General features: G+C 60.8%; 20 protein-coding genes. 5 read left to right on the forward strand and 15 right to left on the reverse strand.

What is annotated here, in order from left to right; all coding sequences use genetic code 11:
* Window positions 1–416: 416 nt before the first annotated feature.
* The 8 genes from RI518_RS06725 to RI518_RS06760 all read right to left on the reverse strand — a co-directional run bounded on the left by RI518_RS06725 (window position 417) and on the right by RI518_RS06760 (window position 7,230).
* A complete protein-coding gene (locus tag RI518_RS06725) occupies window positions 417–2,036 on the reverse strand; it encodes a putative PEP-binding protein (protein ID WP_310689670.1) in 1,620 nt (539 codons plus the stop codon).
* Window positions 2,037–2,067: 31 nt separating this feature from the next.
* The gene (locus tag RI518_RS06730) at window positions 2,068–2,343 is read right to left on the reverse strand and encodes an HPr family phosphocarrier protein (RefSeq protein ID WP_310672278.1); all 276 of its coding nucleotides are present in this window, start codon (window positions 2,341–2,343) and stop codon (window positions 2,068–2,070) included.
* Complete coding sequence (locus RI518_RS06735) at window positions 2,340–3,392, reverse strand: zinc-dependent dehydrogenase (protein WP_310672276.1); 1,053 nt, start codon at window positions 3,390–3,392, stop codon at window positions 2,340–2,342. The genes RI518_RS06730 and RI518_RS06735 overlap by 4 nt, the downstream gene beginning before the upstream one ends.
* Window positions 3,389–3,829 carry a PTS sugar transporter subunit IIA gene (locus tag RI518_RS06740; RefSeq protein WP_310689671.1) on the reverse strand — a complete coding sequence of 147 codons (441 nt, stop codon included), beginning with the start codon at window positions 3,827–3,829 and terminating at the stop codon, window positions 3,389–3,391. Before RI518_RS06740 ends, RI518_RS06735 begins: the two co-directional genes overlap by 4 nt.
* On the reverse strand, window positions 3,822–4,136 hold the full coding sequence (locus RI518_RS06745) for a PTS lactose transporter subunit IIB (protein WP_310672274.1): 315 nt from the start codon (window positions 4,134–4,136) through the stop codon (window positions 3,822–3,824). Before RI518_RS06745 ends, RI518_RS06740 begins: the two co-directional genes overlap by 8 nt.
* Before the next feature lie 2 nt (window positions 4,137–4,138).
* Window positions 4,139–5,170, reverse strand: a complete 1,032-nt coding sequence (locus tag RI518_RS06750; protein WP_397428164.1) for a PTS transporter subunit EIIC — start codon at window positions 5,168–5,170, stop codon at window positions 4,139–4,141.
* Window positions 5,171–5,392: 222 nt separating this feature from the next.
* Window positions 5,393–6,202, reverse strand: coding sequence for a DeoR/GlpR family DNA-binding transcription regulator (locus RI518_RS06755; protein ID WP_310689673.1), 810 nt, complete (start codon window positions 6,200–6,202; stop codon window positions 5,393–5,395).
* Between the two features lie 65 nt (window positions 6,203–6,267).
* Window positions 6,268–7,230 (reverse strand): PfkB family carbohydrate kinase, encoded by a 963-nt coding sequence (locus RI518_RS06760; protein ID WP_310689674.1) that lies wholly within the window; start codon window positions 7,228–7,230, stop codon window positions 6,268–6,270.
* Window positions 7,231–7,308: 78 nt separating this feature from the next.
* On the opposite strand from RI518_RS06760, the gene RI518_RS06765 reads away from it, so the two are divergent.
* The 3 genes from RI518_RS06765 (at window position 7,309) to RI518_RS06775 (ending at window position 9,683) form a co-directional block, all read left to right on the forward strand.
* The gene (locus RI518_RS06765) at window positions 7,309–7,512 is read left to right on the forward strand and encodes a hypothetical protein (RefSeq protein WP_310689675.1); all 204 of its coding nucleotides are present in this window, start codon (window positions 7,309–7,311) and stop codon (window positions 7,510–7,512) included.
* Window positions 7,513–7,546: 34 nt separating this feature from the next.
* Entirely contained in the window at window positions 7,547–8,914 is a 1,368-nt protein-coding gene (locus RI518_RS06770; protein WP_310672269.1) for an FAD-linked oxidase C-terminal domain-containing protein, read from the forward strand.
* A 109-nt stretch (window positions 8,915–9,023) separates the two neighbouring features.
* Window positions 9,024–9,683 carry a hypothetical protein gene (locus tag RI518_RS06775; RefSeq protein ID WP_310672268.1) on the forward strand — a complete coding sequence of 220 codons (660 nt, stop codon included), beginning with the start codon at window positions 9,024–9,026 and terminating at the stop codon, window positions 9,681–9,683.
* A gap of 173 nt (window positions 9,684–9,856) precedes the next feature.
* Here RI518_RS06775 and RI518_RS06780 read toward each other — a convergent pair whose 3' ends face one another.
* Window positions 9,857–11,581: a hypothetical protein gene (locus tag RI518_RS06780; RefSeq protein ID WP_310689676.1), complete on the reverse strand. Its 1,725-nt coding sequence runs from the start codon at window positions 11,579–11,581 to the stop codon at window positions 9,857–9,859.
* 326 nt (window positions 11,582–11,907) lie between these two features.
* Between RI518_RS06780 and RI518_RS06785 the strand changes: the two genes are divergently transcribed.
* Entirely contained in the window at window positions 11,908–12,126 is a 219-nt protein-coding gene (locus tag RI518_RS06785; RefSeq protein ID WP_310689677.1) for a hypothetical protein, read from the forward strand.
* A gap of 83 nt (window positions 12,127–12,209) precedes the next feature.
* Here the strand turns inward: RI518_RS06785 and RI518_RS06790 are convergent, their stop codons facing one another.
* Together RI518_RS06790 and RI518_RS06795 are read right to left on the reverse strand one after the other, a co-directional pair.
* Window positions 12,210–12,386: a hypothetical protein gene (locus RI518_RS06790; RefSeq protein WP_310672265.1), complete on the reverse strand. Its 177-nt coding sequence runs from the start codon at window positions 12,384–12,386 to the stop codon at window positions 12,210–12,212.
* A gap of 117 nt (window positions 12,387–12,503) precedes the next feature.
* Window positions 12,504–13,460: a lactate/malate family dehydrogenase gene (locus tag RI518_RS06795; protein WP_310672264.1), complete on the reverse strand. Its 957-nt coding sequence runs from the start codon at window positions 13,458–13,460 to the stop codon at window positions 12,504–12,506.
* A gap of 124 nt (window positions 13,461–13,584) precedes the next feature.
* Between RI518_RS06795 and RI518_RS06800 the strand changes: the two genes are divergently transcribed.
* Window positions 13,585–13,926 carry a hypothetical protein gene (locus RI518_RS06800; protein ID WP_310672263.1) on the forward strand — a complete coding sequence of 114 codons (342 nt, stop codon included), beginning with the start codon at window positions 13,585–13,587 and terminating at the stop codon, window positions 13,924–13,926.
* Window positions 13,927–13,951: 25 nt separating this feature from the next.
* Here the strand turns inward: RI518_RS06800 and RI518_RS06805 are convergent, their stop codons facing one another.
* The 4 genes from RI518_RS06805 to RI518_RS06820 all read right to left on the reverse strand — a co-directional run bounded on the left by RI518_RS06805 (window position 13,952) and on the right by RI518_RS06820 (window position 17,740).
* Window positions 13,952–14,968 (reverse strand): LacI family DNA-binding transcriptional regulator, encoded by a 1,017-nt coding sequence (locus RI518_RS06805; RefSeq protein WP_310672262.1) that lies wholly within the window; start codon window positions 14,966–14,968, stop codon window positions 13,952–13,954.
* Window positions 14,969–14,992: 24 nt separating this feature from the next.
* Window positions 14,993–16,714 (reverse strand): hypothetical protein, encoded by a 1,722-nt coding sequence (locus RI518_RS06810; RefSeq protein ID WP_310689678.1) that lies wholly within the window; start codon window positions 16,712–16,714, stop codon window positions 14,993–14,995.
* Window positions 16,689–17,333: a response regulator transcription factor gene (locus tag RI518_RS06815; RefSeq protein ID WP_310689679.1), complete on the reverse strand. Its 645-nt coding sequence runs from the start codon at window positions 17,331–17,333 to the stop codon at window positions 16,689–16,691. Before RI518_RS06815 ends, RI518_RS06810 begins: the two co-directional genes overlap by 26 nt.
* A 71-nt stretch (window positions 17,334–17,404) precedes the next feature.
* Window positions 17,405–17,740: a HigA family addiction module antitoxin gene (locus RI518_RS06820; RefSeq protein WP_310689680.1), complete on the reverse strand. Its 336-nt coding sequence runs from the start codon at window positions 17,738–17,740 to the stop codon at window positions 17,405–17,407.
* Between the last annotated feature and the right edge of the window lie 5 nt (window positions 17,741–17,745).

Consider the following 17,745-nt stretch of genomic DNA (forward strand, 5'->3'; position numbering starts at 1 on the left):
CCTGCCACTTGCCGGAGGGTAGTTGTCGGATATACCCGAACTCTCGACGGCCCTTTTTTCGCCTGGTCTTTGCGGTAGCCATTTTGGACCCCTTTTCGTGCGATAGCGTGCGATAGCACGTTCCCCGAGTGTCGTTTCTTGTCGTATCCCGAGGCTAACACGTAGAGGCCTATAACCCCGTAAATAAGGCGATGTAGGCGTGTTTACAGGGAAGTAGTAAACCCGTAGGTCACTGGTTCGAACCCAGTATCGCCCACCATCACGGTCAGCTCTTTATGCTCAGAACAGCTCGATGACCTGTGGGCCTGCCACTAAAACGACCATCAATATGGCTACCACCCATCCGACGATTCGCCACTTTGTCACCAGTCGCCTGGATTCCTCTGGTGAGCGCCCGCCTGGGGAGGGGTCATCGCTCATTGACTGGCACTCGCTAGGGCATCCGTGGCGACGTCGCGGGCCCGGTTCGCCGATGTTTCGACAATGACCGCGCCGGCAATCTCTTGTGCTTGCGTCTTACTGAGCGAGCTCAGTGCGTCTCGCACTGCCGCCACGGCGGAGGGTGCAGCGCTCACTGAGGACACGCCAAGGCCTGCCAGGACGATCGCGAGGAGCGGATCGGAGCCGGCTTCACCGCAGACTCCCACGGGGATTCCTGCCGGCGAGGCGTGCTGAACGATGGTGTCAATGGTGCGGAGCAAACCGGGTTGCCACGGGTCAACCAAGCCGCCCATTGCGGGGTGTTGCCGGTCGGCAGCGAAAAGATATTGCGACAGGTCGTTCGAGCCGATACTCACAAAATCCACGATTCCCGCCAGATCCGAAATCATGGGGACAATGGCCGGAGTTTCGACCATGATTCCTACTTCCGGCAGGCCGGCCTTTTTCGCCATCTCCCGAAACTCTTGGGCTTCTTCCACCGTAGAGATCATGGGGGCCATGACTTGGACGTGTCTCCCTGTCGCGTCAATCGCCGCTTTGATGGCGAGGAGTTGGTCTTCTTGAAATTCGGGGTGGGCTCGGCCTAAACGAAAACCGCGCACGCCCAGTGCCGGATTTTCTTCACTCTTTCCGGGCAGGAATGCCACCGGTTTGTCGCTGCCCGCATCGATCGTTCGCACAATAATGGTGCCCGCAGGTGCGGCACGGAAGACTTCAGCGAGCTCGCTGGCCTGCTCCGTCATTGTGGGCTGACTCTGCCGGTCGAGGTAGAGCACTTCGGTGCGAAATAATCCGACTCCTCGGGCAGGCGTCTCGCCCGCCGCCTGGGCATCAGCCAGGGAGCCGATATTGGCTCTCACGATAATGAGGGGTTCATCGAGGGTGGGAATGAAACTAATCGGCATCGTCGCCACACTGAGGTCAGCGCCTTCCACCACGCGGTGTCCTACCGGGTCCACTAGGACCCACTCTCCCTCTGTTAAATCCATGGCTCCCGCCACACTCACCACGGCGGGGATATTGCGTGCCCGACAAATAATGGCGGTGTGACTGGTCGGTCCACCAAACTCGGTGACCACCCCCACCACACTGTCGGTGAATTGGGCGGTGTCCAGGGGGGTCAGATCTTCCGCGACCACAACCCACTCCCCCGTATGCGGAATGGTGGTGGTGGCCTCGAGGCCTCTCAGCCGGGTCGAAATGGAGCGCGCAATGCCGCGCAGGTCTCCGACACGCGATTGGAAATCTTCGTCGTCACCCATCAGGGTGTGTAAATCATCGAGTGCGCCAAACAGCGCTGAGGCGGCGTCAACACCCTTTTCTACGTGGGGCATCGCCATCACGATCAACTCATCATCTTCGATGACCATCAGGAGGGCTTCGAGAATGGCGGCGGTGTCCGAATCGGCGTCCTGGGCTTGTGCCCGAACGTCATGCCCGGCCTCCTCGATGGCCTCCCTCAGCGCAGCCACCTCCGCTTCACCACCGAGTGAGGAGCTGCGCACCTCATCCACCCGGGGGTCTCGAATAAAACGCAGAACCTGGCCGGTTGCGGCCTCTCGACCGATGCCAATTCCGCTAAGCGATGGGTTCATCTGAAAGGGTTCATCTGAATGGGTGTGTCTCTTAGGGCGCTTCCGCGTTGATGGCCTCTGCGAGAGCGACGGCTAGCGCCTCGGCGTCGGGACCCTCAGCGGGGATTACCAGTTCAAGCTGTTCGCCACTTTTGACCTTCATCGCGAGCAGTCGAAGCGGTGAGTTGGCGACCACACCCTCTTCGCCCGGTCGGCGGATCACGACGTCTAGTCCGGAGGCTTTGATCTGCGCAACCACTTGGCCGACCGGACGCGCATGGAAGCCGATGGGGTCACGCACTTCTACCGGGTGAACATACTGGCTCATGAGCGATCTCCTGGACGAATAACGACCTTGATGGCCTCCCCCGAGGTTACCGCCGCAATGGCCTCTCGCACCTGGTCGAGTGGCAGGCGGTGGGTGATGAGATCGGCGACAGGAACAGCGCCGCTGGCAATGAGCCCGAGAGCTTCACGGTTTTGAGCGGGGCTCGACCCATTAGCGCCCGCAATGATCAGTTCACGGTAGTGAACGACGTTCGAATCCACAGAAATCATCGGCTTATCTTTGGGCAACCCGCCAAAGAAGCTCACGCGACCACCGGGGGCGACGATTTCCAGGGCTTGCTCTTGAGCAGCACCAGAGGGGGCCGCGGTGATGATCACGCTGGGCCCAATTCCATCAGTTTCGTCCACCATGATCTGGCCGAGGTCTTCGGCGGACATGTCCACTGCGCGATCAGCGTGAACGACATTTTGGGATAGCTCGAGTCGACCGCCGTTGATGTCGGCGAGGAATACTTTGGCGGCTCCTGCAGCCCGCGCAAGGCGCACGTGCAGACAGCCGATGGGGCCAGCCCCCATCACGAGGACAGTGTCACCGGGTCCGACGTTGACCAGCGATTGGGCGTTTAGTGCACAGGCAAGCGGTTCGGTGACGGAGGCTTCGTCGTAGCTGACGTGGTCGGGAATGTGGTTCACGCCGTCGACTGTCAAGACTTCGTGGGGGATGATCATCTCTTCGGCAAAACCACCCGGGTATTGGTAACCCATTGACGTTTGGTTGATGCAGATGCCCATTCGGCCGGCCTTACACGCCCAGCATTCACCGCAGGGAACAGCGGCGATGACTTGGACGCGGTCGCCTATGGCTAAGCCGTGAACCTGGTCGCCCACTTCGATGATTTCTCCGGCAATCTCGTGGCCGATGATTTGTGGGGGCTCAAGACGGGGGTGTCCGTGGTGAAAAATTTTGGCGTCGGTGCCGCAGGTGGCGCAGGCGTGCACGCGCATTTTCGCTTCGTGGGGTCCCACTTCCGGGGACGCGACCGTTTCCACACTGAGGTCTTCAGGTCCCCGATAGATGGCGGCTTTCATGATGCACTCCTTCCAGAAACGAGTAGGTCGCGGATTGTGTCCGCGTCGTGGGAGGTCAGGAGGACGGTTCGGGATTCGTCGTCCATTAACAGCTCTGCCAGGTTTCCCAGCAACTCCACGTGACCATCGCCCGCTGAGGCGATTCCCACACAGGCCTGGACTTCTTCGTTCAGCCAGGTGAACGGTTGCTCGAATCGAACAAATACCAGTTGATCAAAGTGCACGTACTGTCGCGACTGGTCAGTACCGTGAGGGATTGCGAAACCGCCACCGATTTCGGAGGGAAACAGCAGCTCGCGCTCCCACATGGCCTCGGCGTACTCGCGGCTTACCGCCCCCAGTGTCACTAACAGGTCGCCGCAGATGCGCACGGCCTCCTCTCTCGAGGAGGCCGTGGCATCGAGCGATATACCGGCCGTCTGCAGGAGGTCACCCATCGGTGACGACACCTCCGCTTTGCAGCGTCCCCACCATTTTCGCCATGTTGAGATCACCCAAGAACATGTCAAAGATGACCACCACGGACTCGGGTACTGCCTGTTTGGCCCGAGCCGACAGGCCACGGTGCACGAGAACAATCTCGTGTGGCGTGTCCGCGAGTTGGTTGACGGGAGCGTGCGTCACAGTGATTCCCTGAGGTTTCAACTGCTTCGCCAACTGTTTGGCCACCATGACGCTGGAACCCATACCAGCCTCACAGGCGACCACAATGTGCTTCACGTCAGCAGCCGATATTTCCGCCATTGTTACTTTCCGCCCGTTTTCATCGCGGCGCTCTTGGCTTTTGCCTCTTCAAAGTCCGCGTCGGACGCATCCGACTTGGACAGGCGCAGCAAGAACCATGCGACGACGAACGATACGGCCGCTGAGAGAACAATTCCCAGCAGCACACCCAGGTGATCACCCTGTGGTGTCACGGCAAGGTAGGCGAAAATTGAGCCGGGCGACGGAGTCGCGACCAGTCCAACGCCGGTGACCATGAAGGTCGCGACACCGGTCGCACCTCCGAGGATCGCGGCAAGGATGACCTGTGGCTTCATCAGCACGTAGGGGAAGTAAATCTCGTGAATACCGCCCAGGAAGTGAATGATGATGGCACCGGGTGCAGAACCACGGAGAATCTTGGGTCCGGCGAGCCAGAAGGCCACCAGGATTCCTAGACCCGGTCCGGGGTTGGTCTCCAGCATGAACAGGATTGATTTGCCTGTTTCTTCGGCTTCCACAACACCCAGTGGGGCCAACACGCCGTGGTTGATGGCGTTATTGAGGAAGAGGATCTTGGCCGGCTCCACGATGAGCGACGCAATCGGAAGCAGAGAGTTGTCCACCATCCATTGCACACCATTACCGAGAACAGTGCTGATGGCACTCACCGTGGGCCCAATGGCCAGGTAGCCGAGCATGGCGCCCAGCATTCCGGCGATGCCCAGTGAGAAGTTGCCGATCAGCATCTCGAAGCCCGGAGGGGTAATCGGGTCGAGAACCTTGTCGATTTGCTTGAGGATCCATGCCAACAGCGGACCAATAATCATGGCGCCGAGGAACATGGGGATATCGGTTCCGACGATGACACCGACAGTGGCGATGGAACCAATCACCGCACCGCGCTGCCCGTGGACGATGCGACCACCGGTGTAACCGATCAGAATCGGCAACAGGTTGAGGATCATCGGACCGACCATGCTGGCGAAACTTTCGTTGGGCAGCCAGCCGGTGGGGATGAAGAGGGCGGTGAGGAGACCCCAGGCAATGAATGCTCCGATGTTCGGAATCACCATTCCTGCAAGGTTGCCTCCGAGCTTCTGCAGTGAAGCTCGCCAGCCTGTGTGGCTGCCGCCCCCGCTCGGGATGAACTCAGACATAAACTGAACCTTCCGTTGAGGGATTAGGACTCACACCAAGAGCCCCAAGAGGGGTGAAGCGGGAGAACAAGCTCCACCTCTCAAGGAGTTTTGGTGTTTTCGCCACCGCGGGTGGTGACGAAACTTGTGTGAGCGCTCTCATGCGAGCACTACTTCGGTGCCTTCAGCGTTGAGCCGTTCGACATAGTGGATATCGGTGTCCAAATCACACACCACTCGGTCCATTTCCCCGGCGTGGCCAAAGCTCGCGGGGTATGTGGATCCAAATTTGCTGTTGTCCACCAGGAGAATGCTTTCCTCCGCGTTGGCGATCATTTTCTTCTTGACAATCGCTTCATCGGTGTCGAAAGCGGTCATGCGCAGGCCTTGAGAGACTCCGTTTGCGCCGATGAATGCCACCACGGCGTTGAGGTCTTCCAGGTCTGCTGTTGTTCGCGGCCCGATCGAACTCAGACTGGTCGGGCGAACAGTCCCGGCCAACATGTGGACCCTCGTCTCGGAGTCACCGATGCGGTGCACGAGACGGATGTTATTGGTGACCACGAGGAGGTTTGGCTTCCCACGGAGGGCGGGGGCCAAGAATTCGGTTGTGGTCCCCCCGTCCACAAACACACACCCCTGCTCCGGTAGGTAGCGAGCAGCCGTTTCCGAGATGCGACGCTTCGCATCCGGGTTTAAGTTTTCCCGCTCCGGAATTGTGTATTCGTGGGTGAAGCGCTCCAGGGCAATCGCCCCGCCGTGTACGCGGCGAAGAACTCCTCTTCGCTCAAGAACATCGAGATCCCTACGGACCGTTTCGGTTGCCACGTTGAGTCGATTAGCCGCTTCTGAGGCGTCCAGGCGCCCATCGGTGCGAGTCCAATCGACGATCATTAATCGACGCTCTTCAGCCAACATCTTTGTTGATTCCTTACCGGGTATCCCCTCGAATTCCAACGAAGGTAACACAAAACCACACAAAACAACATTTATTGCCACAAAAAAACACTGCAGAGCTCTGCAGTGCGGGAGAACTAGTCTGAGGTAACGGGCTGGTCAGCCTGAATCTGTTCACTGACCGACACGGTCGGCAGAGGCTCAAGAGTTCGCAATTGCGATCCTGGTTGAGTCACTTTAAGAGCACCCCACGCCGCGGCTGTGGTCACCGAATCGGCGAGCGAAAAGGAGCCGGAGAGAAGAGAGCGAAAGAACCCGGCAACGCTGGCGTCACCGGCGCCAATCGTGTTCACCGCGGTGACCGGTGCGCTACGCGCCCAGAACTGTTGCTCCCCCGTCACCGCGAGGAAGCCCTGGGAGCCCAAGCTAACCAGCACGGTCTCGACCCCCCAGCCGACGACCTCCTGGGCAGCGTCGACGACCTCACCCAATGTGGCAAGGGCCCGGCCCACACACCCTGCCAGTTCACTCACATTTGGCTTAATCAGGTCCACCCGGCCCGAACGCGCGAATACGGTGAGTGGTTCTCCTGACGTATCCACCGCGATACGGGTATCGGGGCCCACGCTGTCCATGAACGTGGAGACACGCTCAGCCGCGCTCGCACCGGATTCCGGAATTGTCCCCGAGACCAGCACCCACGAGCCGTGATCACCCGCTACCAGCTCCGCGGTGCGCCGGACCAGCGAGCGCCACTCACGGGCAGACACGTGCGAGGCGGCCTGGTTGATCTTTGTCGTTTGTCCGCCCGATTCAACAACGGTGGCGTTGGTGCGAAGCTCCGCCTCAACGTCAACGGCAACGAGGCCGGGACCACCGGCTACCCCTGCCTGGTCAGCCGGGGAGAGGGGCACCACTGCGGGCGCAGAAATACCGGCAAGAGCGAGCGCCCGGGACACATTTACTCCCTTGCCGGCAAATTCTCTCGTCGTGGTCTGAGCCCGGTGGACCAGGCCAGGGTCCAGTTGTGTGAGCGAGTAGGTGATGTCCCATGAGGGGGCCGGCGTGAGGGTCACCAGGTGATGAGGTGTCGAATTCATGGCGCCCAGCGTACCCATAGGGGAAATATCGGCCTTTACCCTGCGGTGTTTTTCTGACGCCTCACCTACTCTGGGGCTGTGCGCAATCGAATCCTGGTGTTTGCTTATCTGGTCGCGTTTTTTCTGGTCGTCCAAACCAGAGACGCCCTACCGGACAATGACTGGGTCGTCGCGTTCGTCGCCACCGCACTCTTGACCCTGGGGCTTGCGTTGTGGGTATTTGTGGCGAGAAATCCGCCTCCCGACCAACGAGGTCACCATCATTCCGACCGGGGCGATTAGCCTTTGTTCACCAGGCGGCCGCTACTCTAAAAGGGTGTCGTCAACAGACTGGGTGAACGCGCTCCGGCGTATTTCTGGCGTCGTGGTCGACGTCTCACCTGACGCTCTCCAGGCTGCCCAAGCCGATAAGTCGGGGCACATCAGTGACAGTCAACCCCTCGCGGTGGTCTTTGCCACGGAGATTGACGGTGTTCGCGACGTGATGCGCTTTGCCCACACCCACCACATTCCCGTGGTGACCCGTGGCGGGGGCAGTGGTTTGGCGGGTGGAGCGATTGGTCAGTCCGGTGAGATCGTGTTGTCGCTGGAGCGAATGAACCACATTCTGGAAATCTCGGTGGAGGATCGCCTTGCGCGTGTCCAAGCCGGGGTGATCAACAGTGATCTGCTCGCGGCAGCTGGTGAACACGGATTGTGGTTTGCCCCCGATCCCGCCAGTCGGCAGTGGTCGACGGTGGGCGGAAATATTGCCACGAACGCGGGGGGTCTACTCTGCGCCAAGTACGGAGTGACCAGGGAATCGGTGTTGGAGCTCACCGTCGTACTCGCCGATGGCCGGCTAATTCGCACCGGGCATCGCAGTGTAAAAGGTGTGACCGGGTTTGACCTCACCGGCCTGTTTATCGGCTCCGAGGGTTTGCTCGGCGTGATTGTCGAGGCAACCGTCAAGCTTTTGCCGATCTCCGCGCACCCGGTATCGACGTTGTCGGCGCGTTTTGATGACATTGGCCACGCCACCCGGGCCTGCCAGGCGATCACCGGCGGTGGTCACACCCCAGCAATTATGGAGCTGATTGATTCGATTTCGCTCCGACACATTCACGAGTATTTGGACCTCGGGCCCCCCGAGGAGGGCGAGGTCTTACTCATCGCCCAAGCTGACGCTTCGGATGCGACAGAACAAATCGCCCTGTTTGCGAGCCTGTGCGAGCAGGCCGGTGGAGTGGTCAAGACGTCTGGACCCGGACCCGAAGCAGAGGCTCTCTTACACCTGCGCCGCTCTATGCACCCCGCGATGGAGAAGTTGGGGCAGGTGTTGATCGAGGACGTGTCAGTCCCCCGCTCACAGCTGGGAGCGATGTTTCAGGAAATACGCGCCATCGAAATCCAACACGGCGTGGAAATTCCGACTGTCGCCCACGCCGCCGACGGCAACTTGCACCCCAATTTCATTGTCCAGGGCGACGTCGTCCCGGAACACATTTGGGACGCCGCGGATGATCTGTTTCGCCGCGCGATCGCCCTGGGGGGAACCCTCACCGGCGAACACGGTGTCGGGCTTCTCAAAAGGCGTTGGTTGGTCGACGAATTGGGCGACGACCAGTGGCAACTGCAACGAGACATCAAGTCGCTGTTTGACCCTCAGGGCTTGTTAAACCCCGGAAAAGTCTTCACTCACTAGGACCCATTCTTGGCCTTTCCTATGAAGTGTCAAAGCAATTGCTCGTAAGACCCTAAGAGGTCGCCTGGGCGGCCGATGATCGACCACCGCGGGCAGTAGCGTGCAGAACATGACAACACAATGGACACGCCGAGCCACACTCCCCGCCATGGGCATTCTTGCCGTCTTGGTTCTGGGCGGGTGCCAATCGGCCAGCACGACACCGGAGCCGAGCGAGCAAAACGGCTCTGAGACATCGCCCACCGAGGTAAGCCCAGATAGCCAAACCCCAGACGCTGCGGACGCCTCCGCACTGCCGGATTGGACCATCGGCGCACCGGAATCAGACACGGATGCGGCACTGGCATGGGAGGCCCTGATGGGTCCAGAGGGTGAATACGCGGCCCTGGCGAGCTATCAGGCGGTACTCGACGAGTTCGGGCAAGTAGAGCCCTACGCCACCATCAAAGCCGCCGAGGCCCGCCACGCTGAGGCCCTCGTGCGACAGCTCGATCGGATGGGAGTCGACACTCCGGCAGAAAACCCCTACCTCGGATTGATCGCCGCTCCCGCCGACTTAGAGACAGCCGCTGAGGCCTGGGCTGTCGGTGAGGTGGCCAACGTCGAGCTCTACGATGAACTCATCGCACAGGCCACAGACGAACGGCTCATCGAGGTCTTCGAGAATCTTCGACGCGCCTCCGACGAGTCCCACCTCCCCGCCTTCGAAGCGGCGGCCGACAACGGGGGCACTCTCGACCCCGCGGACATCCCCCAACAGAGCAAGTAACCCTGGGTCGTGAGGGGGTCACCCACCGAGCGACCCCCTCACGCACTCACACACCCGCTGGAGCGCACACCGACTACAACACACAGCCACTTCAGCACACAGCCACTTCAGCACACAGCCACTTCAGCACACGACCGGTCGCCATGGCGCACACTGGCCAGAACCGGGTGGGACTAGCTCGTCGTGGCCGATTCGTGCGTGAGGTGTACTCTCAGCCTCACAAAGCCCAACACGTCGACCTGGCGCGACCACGAGCCGGGCGCCCACTGGTCGAGCCGAGCACTGCCGAGACCCGGTGGGGCGGTGTCCTCGAGGGTGCCGTTGTTCACGACCGACAACACCGAAGAGTCAGCGCCCGTCTCCAGCGAAATTTCGACCCAGTCGGCGCCGCCGTGTCGCACCGCATCCGCTACGGCGTCCATCACGATCGCGTAGACGGTCTCTCGGATGGTCTCGGGAATCTTCGTCGTGTGAAGGTTCGAGTCGATGTTGACCAAAGAGCGCCAATTCGCGAGAAAAGCCTGAATCTCGGAGCGATTGGTCTCGACACTCGATGCCAACTGCCCCTGCGCGAGAGTGTGTTGAATGCGGCCGATCTCTTCGAGGGCCTGCTGGGTGTCGGACTGTTCCAGTGCCCGCTGCAGGTTCAAAATATGGGCGAGGAAAGAGCCCCGGGTCTCGGAGTGCAGCCGCCCCGCGACTTTCCTCGCGACCACCAGCAATTCCCCTTCCACGCGCAGCCGACGGATGCTGGCCTGGTCGAGGTGTCGAGCGAGGGCTTCGGTGACCAGGCGCTGATTCTCGGCAAGCGCCGGTCCAAGGCCGATCAGCAGCGAAGTGACGACCACGCTGATGTGCAGACCGAACGCACCCGAGACCTGCTCTGGACTGGCACCCGGTATCGCATAAAACCCGAGGCCCACCGCGCCCAATCCGATGACCCCCAGAGCGAAGACCAGTGGGGCGAGGCCCTTGGCCCGGGCTGAAAGCTCGTTGACCACCCACACCGCCGCGAGCATCACGATCAGCCAACCCAGTGCTGTGGCAATCGCGGTGACGAGCGGAAGAGTTCGTCCCAACCCGAGCGAGAAGATAAATACCGATGCCGCGATGATGGCGAGAGAGCTCAGTGGCCGGGAACGCGCCATCGTGTCGATAAATTCTTTCACGCCGGTCGCGGGGACATTGATCCGCGCCTCCCGCCACGCACTGTGGCTAATCGAGCGCCATCTGGAGTCTGCGCGCTCGAGAAGCGTCTGGAGCTCGGGTCTGGTGTCCTCACCGTCACTAATGCGCTGGGCGAGGTCGTTGACCTGTTTGACCGTTTCTTCGTTGGCCGCCGAAATTTTCTGATCGAGCGAGCCTAAAAAGGCATCGCGCAAGGACCCGACGGCGTCGGCTTGGCGCTCGAGAAACGACTCGGCTTCCACAATCGACTCAATGAGCTTTTTTCGCGCTTCCCGGTAGCGCGCCATCGACTCCAGCGAGTAGGCGCTAAAGAGGAACGTGAGTGGTAATAGCAAGCCAGAGGTCACTATCCGCGACCACAGTGGGATGTCGTAATCGGTGCCGACCCAGTCGAGCCCCCACACCAAAACGGCGACGCGAATCTCGGCGATGAGCACAAACCACAGCACCAATTTCCACAGCTCGATGGGACGCTCCTGTCTGCCGGGACGCCAGATGGCTCGACCCACCAGAAAACCGATCGCGATCACGCCGTGGGCGGCAAGGGCCACGAGCGCTACTGCGGGACCATCAACGAACCACTGCGAGGGTGGCAATTCAGTGACGACAAGACCGACGAGCAAAAATGGCAGGGTGCCCGCAACCATCACCCAGGAAAACGCGAAGCGCCCCCCTACCCGTTCACGGACAGTGGCAACACTCCCCCTCATGCCAGCACTCCGCAGGATCGGATTCGCCTCCGAGTGGCCCAGTGCCGTCCTACGAGACAGCGACGTCCTGTGGGACAGCAATGGGAAGCGAGACCACACTCGCTTGTGCCCCGGTACACGTCGCAATAAACCATTTCCACATTAATTATGCAGTGCGTGGGGTCACAAACCCGGTATTTCACACGCCCCACTCGGGCGTGGTGGATGCCCCGCTGGCAACCCTCTGGCCACACCGGGGGCAGGGTTTTTGGCGGGCAGAGCACTTAGACTCGTGGTGTGCGCCCACTATTCGCTGTCACCACACTCTCTCGCCTGGGAGCGACGGGGTGAGTGATTTCGAGCCCACCGAACCAGAAACAGCGCGAGAGCAGCAACGTCGCGCCGTGGCACGCACCCGATGGTTGTGGACTTCAGCAAATATTGTGCTCGCGGTGGTCGCCATTTGGTCATTCACCACCAACCTGTGGGAAGCCTTCATCACACTGTTCCTCGCGAGCGCACTGCTCCAGCTCGTGTGGATGAAGCGACACATTTCCGAGCTTTAGACCTCACACAGACCACCGACCCGCTGCACTCGTCACGGGTCGGGCAGAGACCGGGTGGGGCCTCGCGCCCCACCCGGTTGTTACTACTGCGGCAGGCTCTCGAGGTTGGCCACTAGCACGCCCACCCCGGTGAAGAACAGAAACAGTCCGCCCGAGACACTGAGGAGAAAAATTCCCAGCCCTACGGGTGAACCCCAGCCGTGCCAGCGCTCTTGATAATCAAACGCGCGACGCGCGTCACTTGATTCTTTGTCTTTCATTAGTCCCATCCTGTTTGTCAGCACTGTGGATGGACCACCATGAACACCATCACCATGTCCACGGGTAAATCTAGCAAGTCCTGGCGTGCGTGGCGAGTGGACTCACCAGATGACGGTTTACTGTCGATCGGCTGTGGGGGGCACGCCTACACCGGAGACGGACTGCTCGACCTCTCGGGCACTGGCCACCAGGTGGTCTCTCTCGGCGGAGTCCATCTGCCACATCGCGACCGGGTGGGCACCGTGGCGGTTGACCAGGTGGGGCACACTGACGGCCACGCCGGAAATGCCCTGGTAGCCGTTTAACACGGTCGCGACCGGCAACACGTGGTGTTCGTCCGTCACGACCGCCCGAACGATTCGGGCAACCGACTGCCCAATCCCCCAGTTGGTCACACCTTTTCCTTCGATGACTTCTTTGCCCGCGTCACGGACGCTCCGAGCGATCTCTTCCTGATCGGCTGCACTGAGGGCTCCGCCTGGTCCCTGCCATGCGCCAAGGGGCACCCCGGCGATGCTCGCCTCAGACCAGAGAACAAATTGGCTCTCACCGTGCTCGCCCAATACCCACGCCGAGACAGATCCGGGTGACACGCCCATCCGACCCGCCAGCACCGAGCGCAATCGAGCCGTGTCGAGAAGCGTGCCGGAGGAGATTACCCGCGAGGGCGGCAGCGCCAGTGCGCCCTGGGCGATGGTGGCCACCACATCGCAGGGATTTGTCACCACGACGATGACGGCTTCCGGCGATTGAGCCATGAGGTCTTTGGCAATGTTCACCACCAGGGAGGTATTTTTTTCCGCCAACTCCAAGCGGGTTTGGCCGGGGGCCCGGTTTGTTCCCGCCGTAATCACCAACACATCACTGCCCGCGGTCACATCGGGGCGGTGACCGCCGCTGAAGGTCACACCGCTGCCCACTGCGGCCGCGTGAGATAAATCAGCGATCTCGGCGCGCACCTTGTCCACATCAATGTCGTAGAGACAAATCTCATCCACGCGTCCCGCGTGCAATAGGGCGAAGGCACTTGCTGTGCCGACCGATCCGGCGCCCACAATGGTGACTTTTGTCATACCCCCAGTGTGTCAGTTCACGACGGGCCGGATACTGGAGCACAAGAGGGTGCGCATAGGGTGAGGGCCATCGGGTGTCGTCACTGCCACATCCCGTGAGCCCGAGCAATCTAGACTGCTGGGTATGACCGTTTTGCTGGTAGCCCTGTGGCTCAATATCGCCGTACTCGTTCCTGTAATCGCCTCGCTCACCGTCGGGGCGAAGTGGACGGTGAGGGCGTTTGGCCAGGCCACCCCCGCCCGGGGCATCGTGATGGCGCAGTATCTGGCAATCCTCGCCGCCTCGATTTTGTTCCTGTTGTGGCCACTGGAGCCTGGCATCATCACCCTGCTGGCGATACAGATTGCCTATAAAGTGCTCTCGGCGTTCACTGTACGGGTACTGACAAACCCAGTCGTGATCAGCAATCTGCTGATCGCCGCCATCCACACGGGCCTGCTGGTCTTGCACTCGATGCCGGCATAGCGACGAGCTCTCACCGCTGCCTCGATCAGTGAGGGGCTGGGGCGGTCGAGTGTCGCACTTTAAGGTCGACCGGTAGCGCCATCGCGAGGTCGCTTTCTTCTTCTAGGCCGAGGCCACCCAGTAGCGCCAGGGCCTGCGAGACCGCCATTGCTCCCTGCCGGGAGACGTGTTGGACCATCGTGGTGAGGCCAAAGGCCTCACCCATGGGGTGGCCATCGAGGCCGATCACCGAGAGGTCATCGGGGATTCGAAGCCCCAATTTGTAGGCGGCAGAGATCACACCGATGGCCACCTCGTCACTGACGGCGACAATGCCGGTGGGCCTCGAGCCGGGATCGGCGAGAACGCGCATTGCGCGATCAAAACCCCCCGCCACGGAGACTTCGCAGGCGGCAAAATCCTGTCCCACGGCGATCGAGGCCCGCTCCAGGGCATCTCGGAAGCCTTGGAGTCGCCGAGAGTGGACCTCGAAGTCCAACTGCTGGTCTTGATCGCCGCCAAAATGCATCAGTTTGGTGTGGCCCAGGCCAATCAGGTGCTCTGTTTGCTTACGGGCGACCTCGCGATCATCGATGAAGTAGGTCGAAACTCCGGGAATGCGGCCCCCAATTCCCACAATCGGCTTACCGAGCGCGTCCAACCGGGCGACCTCTTCATCGGTGACAAACAGGGTCAGGGCGATGACCGCGTCGACACCTTTTCGGACCAGAAAGTAGTCGAAGAGTTGTTGGCGCTGAAGGCGATCATCACTCAATCGGTACAGGGTGAGGTCGTATCCGGCGCCGATTAACGCCGCCTCCACACCGTCGATGACTTCGCTGTAGAACCAACGATTGACAAACGGCGTCACCACGGCAATGTTGCGCGAGCGCCCCGTGGCCAGTGACTCCGCCGCGCTGGAGGCGACAAAGCCGAGCGCCTTGGCCGCCTCGGCGACACGCTTCTTCGTGTCAGTCGAGACTGAGCCTTGCCCAGAGAGCGCCCTGGAGGCGGTGGACTTCGACACACCCGCACTCTGGGCAACATCGGCGAGAGTAGCCATGGAGACAGTGTAGGGCTAGGAGGCCTAGGGCTGCAGGCGGGCGGTAAGCGTGGTGAGACCAGAGGGGTCGTGCTCCAGCGACCAGTGGCCCTCGGTGAGCCCGTCCAATACATTGGTGCCCACCCCGGGGGTGCGCACCTCTTTGGATGTAGCCTCGCCGTCGTTACTGACCGTGAGAACCCAGTCGTCACCCTCGGGGGCGACGGTGATTCGAATCCGCCGGGCAGCTCCGTGTCGAATGGCGTTTGCGACCGCCTCCATGACCAGAGTGCTGAGCGGGGCGCGCAGGGCTTCTGGCACCTCAAGCTCGGACACGTTGTGCTCGATGTCGACAAACCCTCGCCAGTTATCCAAAAACGCCAAGAGCTCCTCGTTGCCCGGCTGCTCACCCGGGAGCACCTGATGGGTGAGGGAGTCGTGTAGTGCGCGAACCGCCTTCAGCGCGCCCTGTGTGTCGTTTCGATCTAAGGCGCTTTGCAGGCGTAACACACGGGCGAGAAACTCCCCGCGGGTGTTAGCGTGCAGGCGACTGGCGACCTGTTGACCCACGGCGACGAGTTCGCTCTCGATACGAATGCGATCAATCGTCGATTGATCGAGTCTCTTTTGCAGCGCCTCGAGGACAAGCTCCTGATTGCGCACGAGAGAGGGCGCAAAACCGATGATTAACGCGGTCAACACATTGGTGATGTGGATGGTAAATGCCCCGCGTGCCGCCGCATCACCGAGGTCGGGGTGGACCAGAAACAAGGCACCGACGCTGAGCAGTGCGACGAGTCCAAGCAGTGACGCGAGGGCTTCGCCGGAGGAGAGCCTCGCGCCGATCTCATTGACCGCCCAACCCATCGGGATGACAACGACCATCCACAGCAGGGTCCAAAACACCGCGGGCCAGAAATCTAGTGCCCGCGCGAGAACCAGGGCGAAAAGGAAGATCGCCGACAACGCTAACCCCAGAAGATAAACCGGTTTACTTTTGGCCAGGACGTCCAGTACTTCCCACAGGCCAGGCCGTGGGACAGAAATCGACGCCCGGTTCCAGGTGTCGTGGCTTATTCGGCGCCAGCGTCGATCGGATTGTTCGAGGAGCTCTTGGAGTTCGGGACGCACATCGGTGCCGCTCGCAATATGGGCTTCTAACTTGACCAGAGCGTCCTGGGTTTCCTTATTCGCCTCCGTGACTTCTTCCTCGACACCCGAGAGCACACCCTCACGCAGTGAGTGCACGGCAACCCGCTGGCGATCCATCTCGGCCGTCGCGGTGACGAGACTATTGATCAGCTTTTCCCGCGCCTCCCGGTACTGTGCCAACGCGGCCAGCGCATAACTACCAAAGCCAAAAGCGAGCGGAATGAGGAGGCTCGAGGTCACTACGCGTGCGGTGTAGGGAACGTCGTTGGGTAACCCGAAGAGGTCCAGTCCAAAAATGAGCACAATGACCCGAAGCTGTCCGGCCACGACATACACCCCGAGTACCAACCACCACGGGTGGCTCTGTCCTGTGGGACCGAAAGAGAGCGCGGTGGCCGCGACAGCGAACACCGCGGCGAGGACCAGCTGTCCGAGCAGCGCCACCACGGCATAGGCCCACCACAGATCTGTGGTGGCCGGCGATACCTCCGTCGCGGCAAAACCGAGGATGAGTATTGGAGCAGAGGCCAGTAACAGCAGCGGTGAAAAAGCGTAGCGACCGCCTATCAGCCCCGGACCAACACGGAGCCTAAGACTCTCGTTGGAAACCGACATAGTCAAAGTATCGCTGGCTGAGGGTCGCTCGAACATTTGTTGAATCGTCGCCGGAGACCCCGAACTTCTTGGCCAAGCGGTTAATGCCCACAGTCACTGAACCCAGGGTGAGTTGGAGCTCGTCGGCAATCGCCTGGTTGGAAAGCCCCTGGGAGACTAGACGCAACAGTGCGGCTTGAGAGGTGGTCAGGTCAAAACGGGTGGCTTTTTTGGGAGGTCTCGCCTCGCCGGTCGCAAAGAGATGGGCGGTGCGCACGGCCATGAGCAGCTCCTGCACCTCACTCACCCGTTGCTTCACCAGATACACCACATCCGGCGGGACCTGTGGCATTGCCGCAGCCACCAGTTTCGGGTCCTCATAGGCGGTGAGCACCACTACCCCAATCCTCGCCATCGTCTGTTTCACCTTCAACGCCACGTCGAGCCCGCTGGGGCCAGGACCCATGTCTAAATCAGTCACCAGCACGTCCGGGCGGTGTGTGGCGACAGCGTCGAGCGCATCCGGAGGTGAGTGAACTACCGCCACCACATCGACCCCGTGACCGCGCAGAGAGTCGGACAGGGCGCTAGCGGTCAGCCGATGGTCATCGGCGAGTACGACGCGTAAAACTGACACCATCCCAGTATCCGACACAATGGCGCATTTGGCTCGTTGGCTGCGCCAAATGATGAGGGCTGGCGCCCCCGCCGTTACTGGGCTCTCGATGAGACGTCGTGCCCGAGCCTTGACACAGCGGGCAGACCGGTTTCTCGCAATTGGGCAAGATCCCATGCGCTTTGCATGTCCAGCCACATCCGCGCACTGCCGAGTCCCGCTGTTTCGAGCCGCAGAGCAAGCTGTGGTGAGAGGCTTGCTCTGGCGTTTAGCACTCGACTGAGGGAAACCCTGGAGACCCCTAAAGCTTCGGCACACTGATTGACGGACAGACCCAAGTCCCTGAGGACCTCTTCACGGAGGACCTCCCCTGGATGCGCTGGGTTTTTCATCATGACGGCCGCCTTAGTGGTAGTCCACGTAGTCGACATCGAAT

The sequence above is a fragment of the Pontimonas sp. genome, assembly GCF_031581085.1.
Classification (GTDB): Bacteria; Actinomycetota; Actinomycetes; order Actinomycetales; family Microbacteriaceae; genus Pontimonas.